The following is a 21,396-nucleotide window of genomic DNA, read 5'->3' as shown; positions in this document are numbered from 1 at the left end:
CAGTGCAAGCTGGACGGCTTCGCTTTTAAATTCATCAGATTTTTTGAGACTCATTTATTCCTCCTGTAAATCTCAGTTTAACAGAAGGTGCTCTCCAGTTTTAGGGGACGGGTCCAATTGGGACGGAGAATTTGTTCAACGAACATTTTGAAGAACATTATCAGAAATCCATGGAAGAGACGATTGATGCACATGTACCTGAATTTCTGAGGCAAGCAGCTACGCAATGGATCGTTCAACATTTCCCTCAGGATACTCAAAAGCGAAATATGAAAGCCTATATGATGGCTATAAAAACCAAGCTATTGGATATATGAGATGAAAATTTTGAATAATCAACAACTCGCATCGCTATTCTTTCCCATTTCCATAATTTACTTTCCGATTCGCTTTTTGATCATTTTAATGACCGTTTCAGGCAATACTCGTAAAATTGCAATTTTCGTTTCTTAAAATGCAATAAATTAAAAATACACAAAACCTCTAATCCATTGATTTAAAATTATTAAACATTGATTTATGGAAATAAAATTTCCGTAGCTTGAGTTTCCTAGCCGTTTTTTTGGAAAGCTATCTATGGAAATTGAGGAGCCAAAATTCCGTAAATCCATTTCCAGTTCTTTAAAGAAAGTTAAATGTGGGATTTGGACAGTCACCCACACATATTTTCAGATACTTTTTGATACCTAAAAAGCACCTTTATGCCCTCAAGGGGCATTTTTAAAGAAAGCCTTTGATCTTCTTTACTTTTTATAAATCTATCTACAGGCCACCAACTTATACAGACCTATATATAGGGTCGCACCAAAACAAGAACCCCATATATAGCACACAAAACTTCTGGTTAAGCCTTGTTTCCTGCGGCTTTTCCCATGTTTTTACATTGACCTCCCATCAAATCCCATGATATCCCATATTATCCCATCGAATAATAGGGGCAGCCCATCCGTTAACAATGGGCAGTCTGGAAATTGGGATCGGTTATGCCGGTCTTTTCACTGTTCTTCAATGGGTGAGGTTCGAACGATTTAGCAAGCAGGCACCGCCATCATGGCACTTTTTGTCGGGAAGCATCTAAACAAGATAGATAAAAAGGGACGCACCAGCGTTCCCAAGCCTTTCCGTGCGTCTTTTGAAACGCAAAATTTTCGCGGGATGTATGCTTATCCCTCCTTTAAATTCCCCGCGATTGCCGCTTGCGACGAAACCTTTATGACCGTTTTGGCCGACAGCCTCACGGCCGAAACCGATTTTTTCTCTGATGATCAGGACGATCTCGCGGCTGTCATTTTGGAAAGTGCCAGCCAACTGAGCTTTGACACCGAAGGGCGTGTCATTTTACCACAGGAATTGCTGGAACACGCCGGAATTACCGATCAGGCCTTATTTGTCGGGCGCGGGCGCGAGATTTTAATCTGGGAACCCGGCGCCTATGAAGCCCATGCCAAGCAGGCTTTCAGCCGTGCCAAGGCCGCCAAGCGCACCTTGAAACTGCGCGTCAGCCCGGAGGATCTGCAATGAGTGGCCATATCCCCGTTCTGTTAAACGAAATTGTTCAGGCCATTGCCCCAGAAGAAGGTGACATCGTTATTGACGGCACCTTCGGTGGAGGGGGCTATACCAAAGCCATACTGGATGCCGCCAATTGCCGGGTCTTTGCCATAGACCGTGACCCGGACGCAATCAAACGGGGCAACACCTTATCCAAATCCTTGGATAACCGGTTGACAATGTTTGAGGGCTGCTATGGGGACATGGCGGCCCTTGTGAATCAAAAGGTGAACGCGGTGGTTCTGGATATAGGAGTCTCTTCCTTCCAAATCGATGAAGCCGATCGTGGTTTTTCCTTCCGCGAGGATGGTCCGCTGGACATGCGCATGGCCCAATCCGGTGAAAGTGCAGCCGATGTTGTTAATACCTACGATGAAAAAGACCTTGCCGATATTATCTACAAATACGGTGAAGAACGTCATTCACGCCGTGTGGCGCGCGCCATCGTCGAAGCACGCAAAGAAGAAGAAATCACGACAACCGCGCAGCTTGCCAAAATCGTGCGTTCTGTTGTATGGCAGGCCAAGGACAAAATCGATCCGGCAACCCGCACATTTCAGGGTTTGCGCATTTATGTAAATGACGAGCTTGGCGAACTGGAACGTGGCCTTTGCGCTGCCGAAGAATTATTGCTGCCCGGCGGTCGTCTTGTCGTTGTTACCTTCCATTCACTGGAAGACCGCATCGTTAAAAAGTTTTTCAAAGAACGCAGCGGGGCAAACGCACGGACCAACCGTTATATGCCTGATGCCACAACAGACGGGCCACAACCGACCTTTAAACTGGTGACACGCAAACCCATTGCCCCCAGTGAAGAAGAATTAAAAGAAAACCCACGTGCACGTTCTTCAAAATTGCGCGCCGCCGTTCGCACCGATGCACCAAACTGGACGGGAGGGAACCCATGACCCGCCTGACCCTTGCCCTGACCGTTTTTCTGGCGATTGCCCTGTCTATCGGGGTGTTTCGCATCACCTATCAGGTGGACGAACTGGAAAAAGAACTGAGCGAACTCAACAGGCAAATTCTGGAAGAACAGGAAACCATCCATATTCTGAAAGCGGAATGGAGTTACCTGAACGATCCCAATCGTCTGGAAGATCTGGCCCGTCGTCATCTGGGTCTCAAGCCGATGAACGGCAATCAATTGATCAATCTGGATATGTTTGACAAGCAATTGCTGCCCGATGATCCCAACGCCCAACCCGTCAAGCTGGAGCGTTAATCATGGAACTTCGGGGGGCGCGCGAAAAACAACTCAAAAACCGCAGAGCCATTGAAACCGGGCATAATCGCGCCGTGGTGACGGGGGCCGTTTTTGCCATTTTGTTCATCGTTCTTGCCGGGCGCGTGGTTGACCTTTCCCTTTTCCAAGGCAGCCGGGAACCTACCCTTGTCGATAGCCCCAGCATGGGTGATGTGGTTGAAGCTGTGCGTGCCGATATTGTGGATCGCAACGGGGTATTGGTGGCAACGTCCTTGCCTGCGGACTCGTTATTTGTGGATTCAAAAGCCTTTCTCGAAGCCGGGGAGGACCCGACACAGGCGGCCTTGAAACTTGCGCGTATCCTGCCTGAACTCGCCATTGATGACACCGTTAAGAAACTATCTTCGGGCAAACGCTTTGATTATCTGGTTCGCACCTTAACGCCCAATCAGAAATATCAAGTCAACCTGCTCGGTATTCCGGGGCTGGATTACCAAAGCGACGAACGCAGGACCTATCCACAAGGTCCCTTGCTCGCCCATGTGCTTGGGTACACCGATGTTGATGGACGCGGCATCGCCGGGCTTGAACAAAGCTTTAATCATCAATTGACCACACCGGGTGGAAAGCTTGAACTTTCCATCGATGTCCGCATTCAATCCATTATGCGCAGCGCCTTGCAAGATGCCATTGATGAATTCAAGGCGATTGGCGGGGCGGGGATCATTATGGACATTCAATCCGGTGAACTTCTCTCTTTAGTGTCCCTGCCAGATTTTGATCCCAATAACACAGATACCCTTGTCGGTGATGCCGGTTTCAACCGCGCGACCAAAGGCGTCTATGAAATGGGGTCCATTTTCAAACTGTTCAACACAGCAATGGCACTGGACAGTAAGACGGTCACACTCAATGACACGTTTGATGCGAGCAAACCTTTAAAAATCGGACGTTTTCTCATTAACGATTTTCACGGGAAAAACCGGGTTCTCAGCGTTCCTGAAATTTTAGTTTTTTCTTCAAACATCGGATCTGCCCAAATTGCCTTGGAAGCGGGAACCGATTTGCAACGTGAATATATGGGCCGCCTTGGATTGCTGAATACCGCCTCACTGGAAATCCCCGAAGTCGGCACCCCGCTTTATCCCACACGTTGGCGCAAGGCCAATACCATGACAATTTCTTATGGACACGGTATTGCCATTACACCGTTACAACTGACCAGTGCCGTTGGGGCAATGGCCAACGGCGGACTTTTGCCCAACCCGACATTGTTAAAAGGCAATTCCAAGGACCGTTTGCCCCCGCGCCGCGTTATTTCCGAAGAGGTCTCCGCACAAATGCGCAAGCTTATGCGTCTGGTGGTTTTGCAAGGCTCCGGCAAAAAAGCCAATTCTGCCTTTTACCGTGTGGGTGGCAAGACTGGAACAGCCGACAAGCAGGAAGGTGGGTCTTATAATCGCCGCGCCCGTATCTCGTCTTTTGCCGGTGTTTTCCCGATTGAAAACCCAAAATATGCCATCCTTGCAATGGTCGATGAACCGGTCGGCAACAAAAAGACATTTGGATACGCGACTGCGGGCTGGGTTGCGGCCCCCATTGCCAAAAGGGTCGTTGATCGCGTTGGCCCCATGCTTGGCCTTGCCCCATCAGCCGGTGAAGAACAAGCCTATCAACCGGGCGACCCTCTTTTCATCAAGGTGAAGGGGTAAATCATGGTTCAATTAAACATTCTTTTCCCCGATTGCACATCCAAACTGGACATCACAGGCCTGAGCGTTGACAGTCGCGCTGTTAAACCCGGCTATCTGTTTGCCGCCCTGCCCGGCAATCGCGTAGATGGGCGCGCCTTTATTAATCAGGCAATTAAAAATGGGGCCTGTGCTGTTTTGGTCCCCAGTAAAACCGAAGGCCTCGATATCTATCCAAATACCGTTTTCATTTATGATGATAACCCGCGTCTGTGTTTTGCCAAGGCGGCAGCGGCTTTTTATGGCGCGCAACCTGACCTTTGCGCCGCCGTTACCGGCACCAATGGGAAAAGTTCCGTCGTTACGTTTGTTCGTCAACTCTGGTCCCTGCTGGGGCATTCTGCGGCCAGTGTCGGCACCTTGGGCATCACGGCACCGGGATTGAATATTGCAGGTGGCTTGACCACACCGGACCCGGCGGGTTTGCACCAACGCCTTGCAGAAATTGCACAATCAGGCGTCACCCATCTTGCAATGGAAGCGTCCAGTCACGGGTTGGACCAATACCGTATGGACGGGGTAAAGGTTCAGATCGCAGCCTTTACAAACCTGAGCCGGGATCATCTGGATTATCATGTCGATATGGCAGATTACCTGCGCGCAAAGAAACGGCTCTTCAGTGATTTGCTCAGCCCATCCGGCATCGGTGTTTTAAACGCCGATATTCCAGAATTTGAAGCCTTACGCAGCCTTCTGGAACAAACCGGTCGCAAAGTCCTGAGTTATGGGAAAATGGGGCATGACATTCAGTTGATCACGGCCCAGCCGACACCGCACGGTCAGGATCTTGTTCTGCGCACCGGTGGAAAAGACTATCAAATCGCATTGCCATTGGCGGGTTATTTTCAAGCCGAAAACATTATGTGCGCGACCATGATCGTGATCGCCAGCGGACATAGCCCAGAAGACGTCATCCCCTTGCTGTCCAAACTGGAAGGGGTCCCGGGTCGTATGGAGGCAATGGGCTACGGCATTTACGTCGATTACGCCCATACACCGGATGCCTTAAAAACCGTTCTGTGTGCACTTCGCCCCCATACACAAGGGCAACTGGCGGTCTTGTTTGGTTGCGGCGGGGACCGTGACAAAGGCAAACGTCCGCAAATGGGGAATATTGCCGCCCAGTTTGCCGATCGTGTGTATGTCAGTGATGACAACCCGCGTAGCGAAGATGCCACAATCATTCGGTCCGAAATCATGGCGGCCTGCCCCGATGCCACCGAAATCGGTGATCGTAAAACGGCTATTGAAACCGCCATTTCCGAATTGAAAGAAGGCGATGTTCTTCTTATTGCCGGAAAAGGCCATGAAACGGGTCAAATTGTGGGGGACCGTGTGTTGCCTTTTGATGACCGCGCCCTTGCACGGGAGTTGATCCATGACTGATATTTTATGGACAACCGACGAAGCGGCAAAGGTCGTAGACGGAACCCCGTTCGGACAATGGGAATGCACAGGCATTTCCATCGACAGCCGCAATGTGGAAAAAGGCGATCTGTTTATTGCCATCAAAGGTCCCAGCTTCGATGGGCATCAATTTGTTCACGCGGCCTTAAAGGCTGGCGCAGCGGCCGCTGTTGTCTCCCATATTCCGCAAAATTGCCGTCAAGATGACAAACTGCTTCTGGTGAAAAACACAACGCGTGCATTGGAAGATTTGGGACGTGCTGCACGTGCGCGCTCAAACGCAAAAATCGTCGCCGTTACCGGCAGCGTGGGAAAAACCGGGGTGAAAGAGGCCCTCGCCAGTGTTTTATCCAAACAAGGCAAAACGCACGCCACCCTTGGCAATCTCAACAATCATTTCGGCCTGCCTTTAACCTTGGCCCGTATGCCACGCGACTGCGATTTCGCGGTTCTGGAGTTGGGGATGAACCATGCGGGCGAATTAATTGAGCTGTCGCAAATGGCGCAACCCGATGTTGGCGTTATCACAACGGTCGCCGCCGCCCATCTCGAATATTTTGAGGACGAAGCCGCCATTGCCGATGCCAAGTGCGAAATTTTTGCAGGTCTGAAAAAAGGCGGTGTCGCGGTTTTAAATGCCGATAACTCTTATTTCGAACGCATGAAACAGGCCTGCCTGACACAAGGTATCGATAACATCATCACCTTTGCAAGTGAACAAGACGCCACGTTTAACGCAACATCATTTGAAAATGATGAAACAGAAAACGGCACATTCATCTCGGCGAATATCCACGGTCAGCCCCTTGATTATAAAATCGCGCACGATGGTCGCCATTGGGTCACCAACAGTTTAGCGGTTCTTGCCTGCGTCGAGGCCTTAGGCGCAGATGTAAAACAGGCAGCAAACGATTTGGCCCACCTGTCACAGTTAAAAGGGCGCGGGGCGGTTCATACAATTGAGATATCCGGGGGCAGTCTTCGCGTCATTGATGAAAGCTATAATGCCAATGACGCTTCGATGCGTGCCGCCCTTGACGTTCTGTCACACCAGTCAGGCCGACGCATTGCGGTTCTGGGCGATATGCTGGAACTCGGCCCCGATGAAATCGATATTCACAAAAACTTAGTCGGTGCCTGCAAGAAAATCCATTTGGTCTTTGCCTGCGGCCCGTTAATGAAACATCTGTTCAAGGCGTTGCCTGCCCATCAACGTGGTGCCCATGCCTCCAGCGCCGAACATCTTGCGCCATTGGTAGTGCAGGCCGTTCAACCGGGTGACGTAATCAGTATTAAAAGTTCGCGGGGATCACGCACCGATCTGGTGTTGGATGCCCTTCTTGAATTGCAATCCAACGGGACGTAAAGACGAAAGAGAAACCGACACATGCTATATCACCTCCTCTTTCCTTTGGCCGATCAATTCGCGGTCTTCAACCTGTTTCGCTATCTGACATTCAGAACGGGCGGCGCGGTTATGACGGCTATGATCATTGCTTTTATCATCGGCCCGCGTCTGATCCGTTGGTTACGTCAATGGCAAGGTCAAGGCCAACCCATCCGCAACGATGGACCGGAAAGTCATTTGAAAAAACAAGGTACCCCGACAATGGGTGGTATTATGATTTTGACATCCATGACCATTTCCGTCCTGCTGTGGGCCGATTTATCAAACCCTTATATCTGGGCGGTTATGCTGGTGACATTGGGCTATGGCCTCATTGGTTTCACCGATGATTATCTGAAAGTTTCCAAGAAAAATACCAAGGGCTTATCAGGTAAGCTGAAATTGCTCGGCCAACTTTTATTTGCCGGAATTGCCGCCTTTATCGTTGCCAGTGTTCAACCGGAAAACCTGAACACCCATCTGGCCTTGCCGTTCTTCAAGGATGTTTTGCTCAATTTGGGCATCTTTTTTCCGATCTTTGCCGTTCTGGTGATGATCGGGTCTTCCAACGCGGTCAACCTGACCGATGGACTGGACGGTCTTGCCACTGTTCCGGTGATTATTGCGGTCGGTGTATTTGCGATTTTTTCCTATCTGGTTGGCAACTTCGTCTTTGCCGATTATCTGCAAATCCATTACGTCCCCGGCGCGGGCGAACTGGCTGTTATTTGCGCTGCCGTTATCGGGGCCTGCATCGGATTTTTATGGTTTAACGCCCCGCCCGCGATGGTCTTCATGGGAGATACCGGATCATTGGCCCTTGGCGGCACCTTGGGGTCCATTGCGGTTGTCACCAAACACGAACTGGTTTTGGCCATTGTCGGCGGCCTGTTTGTTCTGGAAACCGTGTCCGTCATCGTACAGGTGGCCTCGTTTAAACTGACAGGCAAGCGCGTTTTTAAAATGGCACCGCTGCATCACCATTACGAAAAAAAGGGTTGGGCCGAACCCACCATCGTTATCCGTTTCTGGATTATTGCCTTGATCCTCGCCCTCATCGGGCTGGCCACATTAAAACTGCGTTAATAGGAGCATACCGGACGTGATCATCCCTATTGCCTATAAAAACAAAACAGTCGCCGTTCTCGGGCTCGGTAAATCCGGGACTTCGGTTGAACGCGCCTTGCAAGATGCAGGCGCACGCGTCTGGGCATGGGATGATAAATCGACCCGCAACGATCTGGTTGATTTAACCAAAGCGGATTGGACCCAAATTGACCTGCTGGTTATGAGCCCCGGCATCCCGCATACCTTCCCGGCCCCACACCCTGTGGCGGAATTGGCACGTACACATAATTGTCCCATCGTTTGCGATGTGGAACTGTTGGTGCAAACCTGCCCTAGCGCCAAATACGTGGCCATTACCGGAACCAACGGGAAATCCACGACCACATCCTTAATCGCCCATGTGTTAGAAGTCGCAGGCTTTGATGTCGCGGTTGGCGGCAATCTGGGGACACCCGCCCTTGATCTGGACCAATTGGATGAAGACGGTGTTTATGTGCTGGAACTATCGTCTTATCAATTAGAACGCACGCCTTCACTTTGTGCCGATGTGGCGGTCTGGTTAAACATCAGCCCTGATCATCTGGATCGTCACGGCGGCTTGGATGGATATATCGCCGCCAAAAAGAATATTTTTGCTAATCAAGGGGCCGAACAGTTTGCCTTTATCGGTATTGATGACGATCATAGCCGCAAAGTCTTTGCAGAAAACGACCTGACACAGGCAAAACGGATTGCCATAACCGCCAATGGCCCGGTTGAAGATGCGATTTTCGTTGATGAAGATATCCTGATTGACGAAGCCTTTGATCCTGAAGGTATTCAGGTCATGGATTTGTCTTCTGTCAAAACCCTGCAAGGCAAACATAACCAACAAAACGCACTGGCGGCTTACGCAACCGCCATTGCCTTGGGCGCGGATCCCACATGGATTGTGCGCGGCATTGCGGGCTTCCCCGGTCTGGCCCATCGTCAGGAAATCATTGCCACTGTTGACGGTGTCTTATTCATCAATGACAGCAAGGCCACCAACGCCGATGCCACAGCCAAAGCCCTCGGTGCTTATGACCACATCTACTGGATTGCGGGTGGGCAGGCCAAAGAAGGCGGCATCACCTCGTTGTTGGGCCAATTAAGTTCTGTTGAAAAAGCCTACTTGATCGGTGAGGCCGAAGATGCCTTTGCGCAAACGCTGGAAGGCACCCTGCCTTATCAGCGTTGTCAAACACTGGAACGCGCGCTTACACAAGCCTTTCAGGATGCAAAAGCAAAAGGCGGTGTTGTTTTATTATCCCCGGCCTGTGCCTCGTGGGATCAATTCAGCAGTTTTGAAGCGCGCGGCGATGCCTTTCGCGCTCTTGTCCAAAAATTACAAGAGGAGGCCGCCTAGATGATCAGCTTCTCTCGTGTCGATACAAGTGTTTTGGGACGTTGGTGGTGGACGATTGATCGCTGGCTGCTGTCGGCTATTTTATTGATTGTTGCCATCGGGGCGATTTTGACCTTAGCTGCCAGCCCACCTGTCGCGGCCCGCATCGGTCTGGACACCTACCATTTTGCCATTCGTCAGTTTGCCTATCTTCCTTTGGCGTTATTAACCATGATCTTTGTTTCCTTGCTGGAACCTGTCATGGTGCGTCGATTGGCTGCGGTTCTTTTTGCGGTTTTCCTGATCCTGACCGCCAGCACCCATTTTCTCGGGGCCGAAGTCAAAGGGGCGGCACGCTGGATTTCTTTTGCGGGTTTCACCATTCAACCGTCCGAATTCCTGAAACCGACCTTTGCGGTGGTTGCCGCCTGGATGTTCAGTGAATGGCGCAAGGATACCGCCTTCCCCGGTCATTTCATTTCCATTGCGCTGTTTGCCTTGGTTGCCGGATTGCTGGTGACACAACCCGATTTTGGGATGACAGCTGTAATCTCCGCCGTTTGGGGGGTGCAGTTCTTCTTGGCAGGGTTGCCTGTATTCTTTGTTGTGCTGGTCGCCGTTGTCTTTATGACGGGTTCTATGGCGGCCTATATGATGGTTGATCATGTTAAAAGCCGGGTAGATCGCTTCCTTGATCCGGCCAGTGGGGACAACTATCAAATCTCACGCTCCCTCGAAGCGTTTCAGAACGGCGGTTTGTTTGGCACAGGTCCCGGTGAAGGCGATATCAAACACCTATTGCCCGATGCCCATACGGATTTCATCTTTGCTGTTGCCGGTGAAGAATTCGGCCTGATTGCCTGTCTCTTCATTATCGGCTTGTTTGCCACCATTGTTCTGCGCGGTTTTTCCAAGATGTTTCACGAAACCAACCTGTTTGTTTTGCTGGCTGTCGGGGGGCTCGTCACCCAATTTGGTTTGCAGGCTGTCATTAATATGGCCTCAACCACACACCTGATGCCGACCAAAGGCATGACCCTGCCGTTCATTTCTTATGGCGGGTCATCCTTGCTGTCATTGGCTTTGGGCATGGGCATGTTGTTATCACTGACGCGCCGCCGCGTCGGGGGGGAATTATGAGCGACAAAAAACCCTTGATCATTCTGGCCGCAGGCGGCACAGGCGGGCATGTTTTCCCGGCAGAAAGCCTTGCAGAACAATTACTTGCGCGGGGCTATCGCCTTGCTCTGTTCACCGACAAACGCGGTGCCAAATACAGCGGTGTCCTCGGTCAACTGGAAACCCGACATATCAGTGCAGGCAGTGTCGCAGGGCGCGGTCTTTTCGGCAAAATCCGCTCAGTCCTGTCCTTGGGGCTTGGCATCTTTCAGGCCAAACGCCTGCTTGCAAAAATGGAACCCGGCGTGGTGGTCGGTTTTGGTGGCTATCCGTCTGTGCCAACCATGATTGCCGCCTCACTTGGGGGATATGCAACCGTTATCCATGAACAAAATGCCGTCTTGGGCCGGGCCAATCGTTTATTGGCAGGAAAAGTGAAACGGATTTGCACCTCTTTTGCCACGGTGGATCACATTGGTTCTGAAAATGAGGGGAAAGTCATTTTCACCGGCAATCCTGTGCGCCAAGCTATTTTGGATAAACGCCAAACCCCTTATGCGGACATGGCGGAGACAATCAATATTCTTGTTCTTGGCGGCTCACAGGGCGCACAAGTCTTTAGTGACATTCTGCCTGATGCATTTTCCAAATTGGATAAAAAGATCAAATCCCGTTTATCTGTGACCCAGCAATGTCGACCCGAATTTCTGGATGCGACCAAAGAAAGTTACAGCACAACCGGAATTGATCATATCAAACTGGACAGCTTCTTTCAGGATGTACCCGCCTTATTGTCCAGTGCACATCTTTTAATCGCGCGCGCCGGTGCCTCCACCTGTGCAGAGGTTACAACCGTTGGTCGCCCATCCATTCTGGTTCCCTACCCCCATGCGACCGACGATCATCAAACCCGCAATGCGCAAAATCTGGAAACTTCAGGGGCATGCAAGTTGATCGCCCAGACTGAATTGAGTGCAGATCGTTTGACACAGGAATTAAACAACCTGTTCAGCGATCCGCAAATCCTGACTCAAATGGCTGACGCGGCATATAACGCGGGTCAACCCGACGCCGCCACCCGTTTGGCCGACACGGTCGAAGACTTAATCAAGGTGAAAGAATAAACCATGAAATCCTTACCTTTATCCATTGGCACCCTTCATTTCGTCGGTATCGGCGGCATCGGTATGAGCGGCATTGCAGAAATTCTGCATAACCTCGGCTATACCGTTCAAGGTAGCGATTTAAGCGACAATGCAAACGTTAAACGTCTGCGCGACCTTGGGATTAAAGTCTTTGTCGGGCATCAGGCCGAGAATGCCAAAGATGCACAGGTCGTTGTGATTTCATCCGCCGTCAAACCGGATAACCCCGAAGTCGTGCATGCCCGCCACAATCATATTCCCGTTGTGCGCCGTGCAGAAATGCTGGCGGAACTGATGCGCCTGAAAGCAGCCATTGCCATTGGCGGCACACATGGCAAAACCACAACGACAACCATCGTTGCAACCTTGCTGGATGCCGCAGGTCTGGACCCGACCGTCATCAATGGCGGGATCATCAATACGTACGGCACAAACGCCCGTCTGGGTACAGGCGATTGGCTGGTTGCCGAAGCCGACGAGTCTGATGGGACCTTTATCAAGCTCCCCGCTTCCTGTGCCGTTGTTACCAATATCGACCCGGAACATCTGGATCATTACGGCAGCTTTGATAAATTGCGCGCGGCCTTTGATACCTTCATTCAAAACATTCCGTTTTACGGTTTTGCTGCCCTGTGTATTGATCATGCCGAAGTTCAGGCCATGATCCCGCGTGTGCCGGACCGCAAAATCGTCACTTATGGATTTTCCCCTCAGGCCGATGTGCGCGCCACCAATGTGGATATGGGACCGGACGGGGCACGGTTTGATGTGGTCATCAACAAACGTGGCGAAGAGACACGCACCATCGAAGGACTGCGTTTCCCCATGTTGGGGGCACATAACGTGCAAAACAGTCTCGCCGCCGTTTGTGTGGGTCTGGAACTGGGTATGTCGGATGCCACCATTCGCAAAGGTTTATCCGCGTTTGAAGGGGTCAAGCGTCGTTTCACTAAAACCGGCGAAGTCGATGGCATCGCCATTATTGACGATTATGCCCACCATCCGGTTGAAATTTCCTCTGTCTTAAAGGCGGCACGCAGCGCCGGACGGGGTAAGGTCCACGCCGTTGTGCAACCCCATCGTTACACCCGCCTGCGCGACCTGTTTGAAGAATTCTCTACCTGTTTCAACGATGCTGACACTGTCATCGTCGCCGATGTCTATCCCGCTGGTGAACAACCGATCGAAGGGATCGATAAAGATCATCTGGTGGAAAGTCTGATCGGTCACGGTCACCGTCATGTGATCTCGTTGGAAAGCCAGGACAAGCTGGCCAGCATCATTAATGAGATCGCCGGTCCCGGTGATTATGTCGTCTGTTGTGGGGCAGGCAGTATTTCAGCCTGGGCCTATGACTTACCGGATCAACTCAGCAAAGTAAAAGAAGGATAATTTTCGTGACTTGCGCTGTTTTATTCAAAGAAGGACTGCTGGACAGATTGCCCGCCGTGCGCGGACGATTAAGCGCCAACGCGCCTTTGGATAAGATTACATGGTTCCGCGTGGGTGGACCGGCTGAAGTCATGTTCCGCCCCGAAGACAGCGACGATTTACGCGATTTTATGCAAAACAAACCCGCCGATGTCCCGGTTACCTTTATCGGGGTGGGTTCAAACCTGCTGGTTCGTGATGGCGGTATCCCCGGCGTTGTAGTGCGATTGGGGCGCAATTTTGCACAAATCCGCGTGGAAAATCAGGATATTATCTGCGGCGCGGGCGCATTGGATGGCAATGTTGCCAAGGTTGCGCTGGATAATTCTTTAGGTGGTTTAGAATTTCTTAGTGGTATTCCCGGCACAATAGGCGGTGCCTTGCGTATGAACGCAGGTGCCTATGGTCGTGAAATGAAAGATGTGCTGATGGAAGCCACCACCTTGTCCCCGAATGCCGAGGTCAAAACCTTAAGCCTGAATGAAATGGGATATAGCTATCGCCATTGCGATCTGTCTGCGGACTGGATTTTCCTGTCCGCGCGATTACGTGCACACCCGGCAGACCAGACTGAAATCGCAGCACGGATGAAAGAAATTCAACAGGCACGTGGGGATAGCCAACCCGTTCGTTCACGCACAGGCGGGTCGACTTTTGCAAACCCCGATGGTCACAAGGCATGGCAATTAATTGATGCGGCCGGATGTCGTGGATTAAAACGCGGTGGTGCACAGGTATCCGAACAACATTGCAATTTCCTGCTCAATACCGGCGAGGCCACAGCCGCCGATCTGGAAGGATTGGGCGAAGAAGTGCGCGCCCGTGTTTTAAAACAAAGCGGAATTGAACTGCGTTGGGAAATCAAGCGCATCGGCTTGGAAAAAGGAGAAGACCAATGACGACACATGTTGCTGTCCTGATGGGCGGATGGTCCTCGGAACGTGAAGTTTCTCTGGTCAGCGGGGCGGCGTGCGCCAAGGCTTTGCAAGAAGCCGGTTATAGCGTGACCACAATTGATATCCAGCGCGATATGGGATCGTTGCTGACACGCTTATATCCCAAACCGGACGTGATTTTTAACGCCCTGCATGGCCCGTACGGCGAAGATGGCTGCATTCAGGGTTTCCTGAATATCATCAATATTCCCTACACCCATTCCGGCGTCATGGCCTCTGCCCTTGCGATGGATAAGCCCATGTCCAAACGCCTGTTTGAACAAGTCGGCATTCCATGCGCCAAACACGATATCGTCAAACGCGACGATGTTCTGGCCGGAAACGTCATGGATGGTCCCTATGTCATCAAACCGACCAATGAAGGATCCAGCGTTGGCGTTAAGGTTGTCATGGACGGGGACGAACCACCGTTCAGCCACGATGACTGGCCTTATGGCGATGAAGTGATGATTGAACAGTTTGTCCCGGGGCGCGAGTTGACCGTCACCGTCATGGGATCACGCGGCGCCCTCGCTGTGACCGAGATTTGTACCGATCATAAATTTTATGACTACGATGCCAAATATGTTGAAGGTGGGTCCTGGCATGAAGTCCCGGCAAACATCCCGGCAGATATCGAAGAAAAAGCCAAACGTTTGGCAGAAAAAGCCCATGAAACATTGGGATGTCGCGGCGTCAGTCGTGCCGATTTCCGTTATGACGACGAAAAAGGCGAGATTTATATTCTGGAAATTAACACCCAGCCGGGCATGACACCGACATCTTTGGTGCCGGAACAAGCCGCCGCTGTCGGAATTTCCTTCCCCAAACTGGTTGCATGGATGATCGAGGAAGCGCGATGCGACAACTAAGTGTGACATCACAAAACAAACGCAAACGGACACAAGTCTGGTGGAAACGGGCCACCGTCCGCCCGCTGATATTCAGTGCCGTTATGGGAATTGTGGCCGCCCTTTTGACCTATGCCGTCAAAACGGGTTTGACCGATATTGCTTCCATGCGTTTAGAACGCGCAACCCTGAACGCAACGGCCAAAACAGGCCTGACCTTGCGTGATGTTCTGGTCGAAGGACGCGAAAACACCCCGTTGAAAGATTTGCGCGCCGTCGTCAATCTGGAACTGGACCAACCCATTCTGGATATTAACCCACAGGTTTTACGCGAACGGATTGAGGCCTTGCCGTGGGTGGCAACCGCATCGGTTGAACGCCAACTTCCCGATATTTTACACATTCGCCTGAACGAACACCGCCCCATTGCCATGTGGCAACATGACGGGACCTTCTCTTTGATCAACAAGGAAGGGGACGTCATTCTGACCGGGGGGGACGACATTAAGGTTTTCTCCCATCTGCCATTGGTCGTCGGCGAAGGGGCACCGGAACATAGCGCACAAGTTCTGGCGATTTTACGCTCAGAACCGGATCTGAACAAAAAAGTCAAAGCAGCGGTACGGGTCTCCGATCGTCGTTGGGATATCGCAATGGAAAATGGCGCCTTTATTCGCCTGCCTGAAGACAATCCAGAAAAAGCATGGTCGCGCCTTGCCGTTTACAACAAGGAAAATCTGCTGTTTGACAAAAAACTCACCAGTATCGATATGCGCCTGCCGGACAGAATCATGGTTAAAATCGACGATTTGGAAACGATTCGTAAACCAGTTGGGGGGCAAGATACATAAGTTGGTGTTTTGAAACCGACCTGTGTTTTGAAGATTTGGATATGAGCAACGTGACAAAGAAAACCAGAAACGGCCTGATTGCGGCTCTGGATATCGGCACAACCAAGGTGTCGTGCTTTGTTGCGCGTGCCCACAAGGATCAGGAACTGGAAATCGTCGGCCTGTCTCATCAAATTGCAAACGGTCTGCGTCGCGGCGTTATCGTCGATATGGAAGCGGCCGAACGTTCTATCCGTTCTGCCGTTCACGTTGCCGAAGAAATGGCAGACGACACCATTGACCGCGTCATCGTTTCGCTTTCCGGCGGACAGCCCAAGGCGCAAATCAAGGATGTGGAAACCAATGTTCCCACCGCACAGATTGGCAACCTTGATATCCAGCGCCTGTTTACCCAAGCCCGTGTGCAAGGCCAATTGCCCCAAGATCACGTTCTTTTACACACCATGCCGACAGACTTTACCGTAAATGGCGAAGCCGGCATCCGCGACCCGCGCGGTATGGTCGGGGAACGCCTGAGCGCCCGCATGAACCTGATTTCAGCAAATTCCAGCACAGTACGCAATTTAAAGACCTGTCTGGAACGTTGCCATCTGGATGTGGAAGAAGAAGTCATCAGTGCCTATGCCAGTGGGTTGGGCTGCTTGGTTACCGACGAAATGAATTTGGGTGTCTGTGTGGTTGATATGGGCGGTGGCACAACAGACATCGCCGTCTTTATCGAAGGCAACCTGATCCATGTGGACAGCATTCCCGTGGGCGGCATTCAGGTCACCAACGATATTTCGCGCGGACTGAATACACCGGTTGCCCATGCAGAGCGTATGAAAACCAAGTTCGGCAGTTGTCTGCCCGCCCCCAGCGACGATCACGAAATTCTACGGGTCCCTGTTTTGGGCGAAGAGGACGAAGCCGAAGGCACAACGGAATCACGTTCCACATTGGTCAGCATTATTCAGCCCCGTCTGGAAGAAACGTTTGAACTGGTTCGCGAACGTCTGGAAAATTCAGGCCTTGATAAAGTCATTGGCCGTCAGGTTGTCCTGACAGGTGGTGCGGCCCAATTGCGCGGAGTGCCGGAACTGGCGTCCCGCATTCTCAGTAAACGAATTCGTATCGCCCGCCCCCAACGTTTAAAGGGGTTGGCGGACGCAACAAGCGGACCGGAGTTTTCAACATGCATCGGTCTTTTAAAACATGCACACGAGAAACAGGGAGCATGGCCGTTGTCATCTCCACAAGCCGGACCGGCCCCTAATCATCTTTTTGGAAAATTAGGGGTCTGGTTTAAACAAAATTTTTAGATTTGGACCTTAAACTACTCAAACAGCCACAAACCAACGCAAAAAAATAAAGTTGGAACTGGCAAGAGCGATAACAAAACAGTAATACACGTTGTAAATCGAAAGGGCAGACAAAAATGGCCATTAATTTTCAAGCACCGGAACATCATCCGGCCCCTGTGCAAACAGGCCCCCGTATCACAGTCATCGGCGTAGGTGGTGCCGGCGGTAACGCTGTCAACAATATGATCCAGTCTTCTTTGGAAGGTGTGGAATTTGTTGTTGCCAATACGGATGCACAAGCACTGGCACAATCCAAATCAGATCACCGTATTCAATTGGGTGCGCAACTGACATCCGGTCTGGGTGCGGGTTCCAGGCCCGATGTCGGGCGCGATGCAGCCCTTGAATCCATTGATGATATCATGCAGCAAATTGCAGGGTCCAACATGGTGTTCATCACTGCCGGTATGGGCGGTGGCACAGGCACAGGGGCCGCCCCTGTGATTGCACATGCTGCGCGTGAAGCCGGTATTTTGACCGTTGGCGTAGTGACAAAACCGTTCCAGTTCGAAGGCGTGCACCGCATGCGTTTGGCAGATTCCGGTATCGAAGAAATGCAAAAATATGTCGATACCCTGATCGTCATCCCGAACCAAAACCTGTTCCGTATCGCAACGGAAAAAACAACATTTGCCGAAGCTTTCCAAATGGCGGACGAAGTGTTGCATTCCGGTGTCCGTGGTGTGACCGATTTGATGGTTCGCCCCGGCATGATCAACCTTGATTTTTCAGACATCAAAACCGTTATGAGCGAGATGGGCAAAGCCATGATGGGGACAGGCGAAGCCGAAGGCGAACGCCGTGCCGTCGAAGCCGCCGAAGCCGCCATTTCCAACCCGTTGCTGGACGACAACACCATGAAAGGGGCGAAAGGCGTCCTGATCAACATTACGGGTGGTTTGGATATCTCTCTGTTCGAAGTGGACGAAGCCGCCAACCGTATTCGTGAAGAAGTCGACCCGAACGCCAATATCATTTTCGGAACCACGCTGGACGAAAGCCTCGAAGGCAGAATGCGCGTTTCCGTTGTTTCCACCGGCATTGATGCAATGGAAGCAGAAAACCCGAAACCCCGTGTTCTGGAAGTTGTGGAAAACACACCCGCCCCGCAACAAACACAGCCGGCACCGTCAGCAGAAGAACGCAATGCGACTGTGGCAAAAGCGGCTGCATCCAAAGTTTTGTCCATGCAATCGGTTGCCCAACCGGCCATGACAGAGCAAAAAGAAAATACCGTTGCTCAAGAAAACGTTGCCATGAATGCAGAACAAGTTGCCATGCGCATCCAGAATACACTGCGCCAACCGCAACAAGCAGCAGTAGAATCTGCGCCTATTGAACAACAACGCGCCCCGTTTATTCCGCCCGCAGCCGCACAAGCCAGCAGCGTGGATGAACCGGTTCAGGCCCACAATCCCTTCCATATCAGTAGACAGGTTCAGGAAGAAAAAGTGGAAGGCGAAGTCGCCCCAAGTGCCGCACGTTCCTTGTTTGACCGTGTAACAGGTCGGACATCACGCCCTGCGCGAACCAAAGAAAGTGCCGAAATCCATGAAATGTCACAGCCAAGTCTGGATATTTCCCCGGCTGATCGTCCGGTTACCTCGCAGCAGACCGAAGACGATTTGCTGGATATTCCGGCCTTTCTGCGTCGTCAGGCAAACTAAACAGAATCGATCCTGTCTGATCGATCAACGAAAATAACCAACAGTTATTTTCACACAACGTGACTTGATGCCGGTCCCGGTTATTGCATATGCGTATGCACAATTGGGATCGGCTTTTATTTCAATAACTTAAAGACATATTGCGTTGTAACAAAACGTAACAAAGCTTGATTTGAGTTCTCGCCCTCAACCTCGTAATAATTCAACCTAGGAAATTCGAAAAAAGTACGGGATCGTCCCGAACCAACAGCGAAGAGGCGTTATGACCAATATTAAAAATCAGAAAGCAAGCAAAGTTCTTCGCCAAAAGACATTGAAGACAGCTATCAATTGCTCCGGTATCGCCCTGCATTCTGGTGAAAAAGTTTCCATAACCCTGAAACCTGCCCCCGCAGACAGCGGCATTATTTTTAAACGGATCGACATTGCCGGTGGCGGCGCTGAAATTAAAGCGACCTACGACAATGTTGTTGAAACGACCCTTTGCACGAAAATCGGCAATAGCGATGGCGTAACCATTGCCACAATCGAACATCTGATGGCTGCAATTTCCGGCTGTGCGATTGACAACCTTTTAATCGAAATCAACGGACCGGAAATGCCGGTCATGGATGGCAGTGCTGCCCCGTTTGTCTTTTTAATCGAATGTGCCGGCACCCTTGAACAAGACGCCCCGCGCAAAGCCATTCGCATCGAAAAGAACGTCAGCATTGATGAAAAAGACCGTTTCGCCGGTTTCCAACCCTGCAAAGGCAGCATTCTGGATTTCACCATTGATTTCGACAACCCCGCCATTGCCCGTCAAGAACACAGCGTTCATATGGGGCGCGGCGTCTTTAAAGACGAATTATCCCGCGCACGGACTTTCGGCTTCCTGCATGAAGTCGAATATATGCGCGCCAACGGTCTGGCGCGTGGCGGATCCCTTGACAACGCCGTTGTTGTCAGTGCGGACGGGATTATGAACGAAGAAGGTTTGCGGTTTGAAAACGAATTCGTTCGCCACAAAATTTTAGACGCCGTTGGCGATCTCGCCTTGGCTGGCCTGCCGATTATTGGTCGTTATACCGGGATTTGTTCTGGTCATTACCTGAATAACCAACTTTTGCATGCGCTGATGGCTGATCAGGATGCATGGTCCATCGTCCCGATGACACAAGACGATCTGGACGGTGCCTATGTTGAACAACGCAACGCAGCCAAATCGGCCTAAAACGTAACCTCTCCTACAAGAAGTTTTCCCGCCCCGCACCCTTTTCGCGGGGCTCTTTTTGTCGTCATATAAAGGAAGTCCATTTTTATCTTATTTGAATAGAGACAAACGGGGCTTTCTTGGTATAGTCTCGCTAATCCTGATCAATCCGATGATAATGACAAGACTTCTATGAAACAGATCAAATTCAAGTCCATTCTTAAGCTGGCCGCACCGATCGCAATCGTTGCCCTTCTTGGTGCCTGTTCTTCAAACAAAGACGAGACGCCCTACGTTGAACAGCCTGTCGAACAGCTTTACAACGATGCACACAATGACTTACTGGGTGGCAAGTATAAAGAAGCGGCAAAGAAATTCGATGAAGTCGAACGTCAGCATCCTTATTCCATATGGGCAACCAAGGCGCAGCTTATGGCGGCTTATGCCCATTACGAACATGAAAAATATGATGATGCTGTGATTGCGTTGGACCGTTTCATTCAATTGCACCCCTCCAACAAGGATGTGCCTTACGCCACGTATTTAAAAGGTCTGTCCTATTACGAACAAATTTCAGATGTCGGGCGCGATCAGATGATGACGGATCAGGCACAAAAAACCTTCCGCGAATTGATCAAAAAATATCCGACAAGTAAATATGCCCGTGATGCCCGTTTGAAACTGGACCTGACCTTTGACCACTTGGCAGGTAAGGAAATGGAAATCGGGCGTTATTATACATCGCGGAACCAATGTATTGCCGCACTCGCGCGTTTTAAAACCGTTGTTCAAAAATACGATACCACCACCCATGTCCCCGAAGCCCTGCACCGCATGATCGAATGCTATATGCAATTGGGACTGGATGACGAAGCCAAACGAACCGCAGCCGTTCTCGGTCATAACTTCCCGGGATCGGAATGGTATGTCGATACCTATCAAATCGTGGAACGTAAACGACTGCGCGATAAAGAAGACCCCGCATGGTATTGGCCGTTTGAAGGAAAAGACGCACTGGAAGCTTTGGAAGAACAAGACGGCAAAAAGGCTGAAGACCTGCGTGCCCGGCAAGAACAGCCTGAAAATACCGAAGAAGAATCTTGGTGGAAATTCTGGTGACCCTGT

The 21,396-nt window shown here is 51.0% G+C and carries 18 protein-coding genes; all 18 read left to right on the top strand.

Going from position 1 to position 21,396, the window contains the following annotated elements; genetic code table 11:
* The first annotated feature begins 1,050 nt into the window (after positions 1-1,050).
* Positions 1,051-1,521 carry a division/cell wall cluster transcriptional repressor MraZ gene (locus tag IEW74_RS07520; RefSeq protein WP_188663375.1) on the top strand — a complete coding sequence of 157 codons (471 nt, stop codon included), beginning with the start codon at positions 1,051-1,053 and terminating at the stop codon, positions 1,519-1,521.
* Entirely contained in the window at positions 1,518-2,459 is a 942-nt protein-coding gene (gene rsmH, locus IEW74_RS07515; protein WP_188663372.1) for a 16S rRNA (cytosine(1402)-N(4))-methyltransferase RsmH, read from the top strand. The genes IEW74_RS07520 and rsmH overlap by 4 nt, the downstream gene beginning before the upstream one ends.
* Positions 2,456-2,776 (top strand): cell division protein FtsL, encoded by a 321-nt coding sequence (gene ftsL, locus IEW74_RS07510; protein ID WP_188663370.1) that lies wholly within the window; start codon positions 2,456-2,458, stop codon positions 2,774-2,776. The genes rsmH and ftsL overlap by 4 nt, the downstream gene beginning before the upstream one ends.
* A 2-nt stretch (positions 2,777-2,778) precedes the next feature.
* Positions 2,779-4,470: a peptidoglycan D,D-transpeptidase FtsI family protein gene (locus IEW74_RS07505; RefSeq protein ID WP_188663369.1), complete on the top strand. Its 1,692-nt coding sequence runs from the start codon at positions 2,779-2,781 to the stop codon at positions 4,468-4,470.
* A gap of 3 nt (positions 4,471-4,473) precedes the next feature.
* Positions 4,474-5,895, top strand: a complete 1,422-nt coding sequence (locus tag IEW74_RS07500) for a UDP-N-acetylmuramoyl-L-alanyl-D-glutamate--2,6-diaminopimelate ligase (RefSeq protein WP_188663366.1) — start codon at positions 4,474-4,476, stop codon at positions 5,893-5,895.
* Complete coding sequence (locus IEW74_RS07495) at positions 5,888-7,282, top strand: UDP-N-acetylmuramoyl-tripeptide--D-alanyl-D-alanine ligase (RefSeq protein ID WP_188663364.1); 1,395 nt, start codon at positions 5,888-5,890, stop codon at positions 7,280-7,282. The genes IEW74_RS07500 and IEW74_RS07495 overlap by 8 nt, the downstream gene beginning before the upstream one ends.
* Positions 7,283-7,303: 21 nt before the next feature.
* Positions 7,304-8,389, top strand: a complete 1,086-nt coding sequence (gene mraY, locus IEW74_RS07490; RefSeq protein WP_188663362.1) for a phospho-N-acetylmuramoyl-pentapeptide-transferase — start codon at positions 7,304-7,306, stop codon at positions 8,387-8,389.
* Positions 8,390-8,405: 16 nt separating this feature from the next.
* Positions 8,406-9,758: a UDP-N-acetylmuramoyl-L-alanine--D-glutamate ligase gene (murD, locus tag IEW74_RS07485; RefSeq protein WP_308419088.1), complete on the top strand. Its 1,353-nt coding sequence runs from the start codon at positions 8,406-8,408 to the stop codon at positions 9,756-9,758.
* Positions 9,759-10,877, top strand: coding sequence for a putative lipid II flippase FtsW (gene ftsW, locus IEW74_RS07480; RefSeq protein WP_188663360.1), 1,119 nt, complete (start codon positions 9,759-9,761; stop codon positions 10,875-10,877).
* Positions 10,874-11,980: an undecaprenyldiphospho-muramoylpentapeptide beta-N-acetylglucosaminyltransferase gene (murG, locus tag IEW74_RS07475; RefSeq protein WP_188663358.1), complete on the top strand. Its 1,107-nt coding sequence runs from the start codon at positions 10,874-10,876 to the stop codon at positions 11,978-11,980. The genes ftsW and murG overlap by 4 nt, the downstream gene beginning before the upstream one ends.
* A gap of 3 nt (positions 11,981-11,983) precedes the next feature.
* Complete coding sequence (murC, locus tag IEW74_RS07470; protein ID WP_188663356.1) at positions 11,984-13,393, top strand: UDP-N-acetylmuramate--L-alanine ligase; 1,410 nt, start codon at positions 11,984-11,986, stop codon at positions 13,391-13,393.
* 5 nt (positions 13,394-13,398) lie between these two features.
* Positions 13,399-14,331 carry a UDP-N-acetylmuramate dehydrogenase gene (gene murB / locus IEW74_RS07465; RefSeq protein WP_188663354.1) on the top strand — a complete coding sequence of 311 codons (933 nt, stop codon included), beginning with the start codon at positions 13,399-13,401 and terminating at the stop codon, positions 14,329-14,331.
* Positions 14,328-15,239 (top strand): D-alanine--D-alanine ligase, encoded by a 912-nt coding sequence (locus IEW74_RS07460; protein ID WP_188663352.1) that lies wholly within the window; start codon positions 14,328-14,330, stop codon positions 15,237-15,239. Before murB ends, IEW74_RS07460 begins: the two co-directional genes overlap by 4 nt.
* Entirely contained in the window at positions 15,227-16,069 is an 843-nt protein-coding gene (locus IEW74_RS07455; protein WP_188663350.1) for a cell division protein FtsQ/DivIB, read from the top strand. The genes IEW74_RS07460 and IEW74_RS07455 overlap by 13 nt, the downstream gene beginning before the upstream one ends.
* 41 nt (positions 16,070-16,110) lie before the next feature.
* Complete coding sequence (ftsA, locus tag IEW74_RS07450; protein WP_188663348.1) at positions 16,111-17,370, top strand: cell division protein FtsA; 1,260 nt, start codon at positions 16,111-16,113, stop codon at positions 17,368-17,370.
* Between the two features lie 116 nt (positions 17,371-17,486).
* The gene (ftsZ, locus tag IEW74_RS07445; protein ID WP_188663346.1) at positions 17,487-19,079 is read left to right on the top strand and encodes a cell division protein FtsZ; all 1,593 of its coding nucleotides are present in this window, start codon (positions 17,487-17,489) and stop codon (positions 19,077-19,079) included.
* A 262-nt stretch (positions 19,080-19,341) separates the two neighbouring features.
* Positions 19,342-20,292: a UDP-3-O-acyl-N-acetylglucosamine deacetylase gene (lpxC, locus tag IEW74_RS07440; RefSeq protein WP_188663343.1), complete on the top strand. Its 951-nt coding sequence runs from the start codon at positions 19,342-19,344 to the stop codon at positions 20,290-20,292.
* Between the two features lie 171 nt (positions 20,293-20,463).
* Positions 20,464-21,390: an outer membrane protein assembly factor BamD gene (locus IEW74_RS07435; RefSeq protein ID WP_188663341.1), complete on the top strand. Its 927-nt coding sequence runs from the start codon at positions 20,464-20,466 to the stop codon at positions 21,388-21,390.
* Positions 21,391-21,396 lie beyond the last annotated feature (6 nt).

It is taken from the genome of Terasakiella brassicae (genome assembly GCF_014641495.1).
GTDB classification, from domain to species: Bacteria; Pseudomonadota; Alphaproteobacteria; order Rhodospirillales; family Terasakiellaceae; genus Terasakiella; species Terasakiella brassicae.
This window is presented reverse-complemented; position numbering and strand designations above follow the sequence as displayed.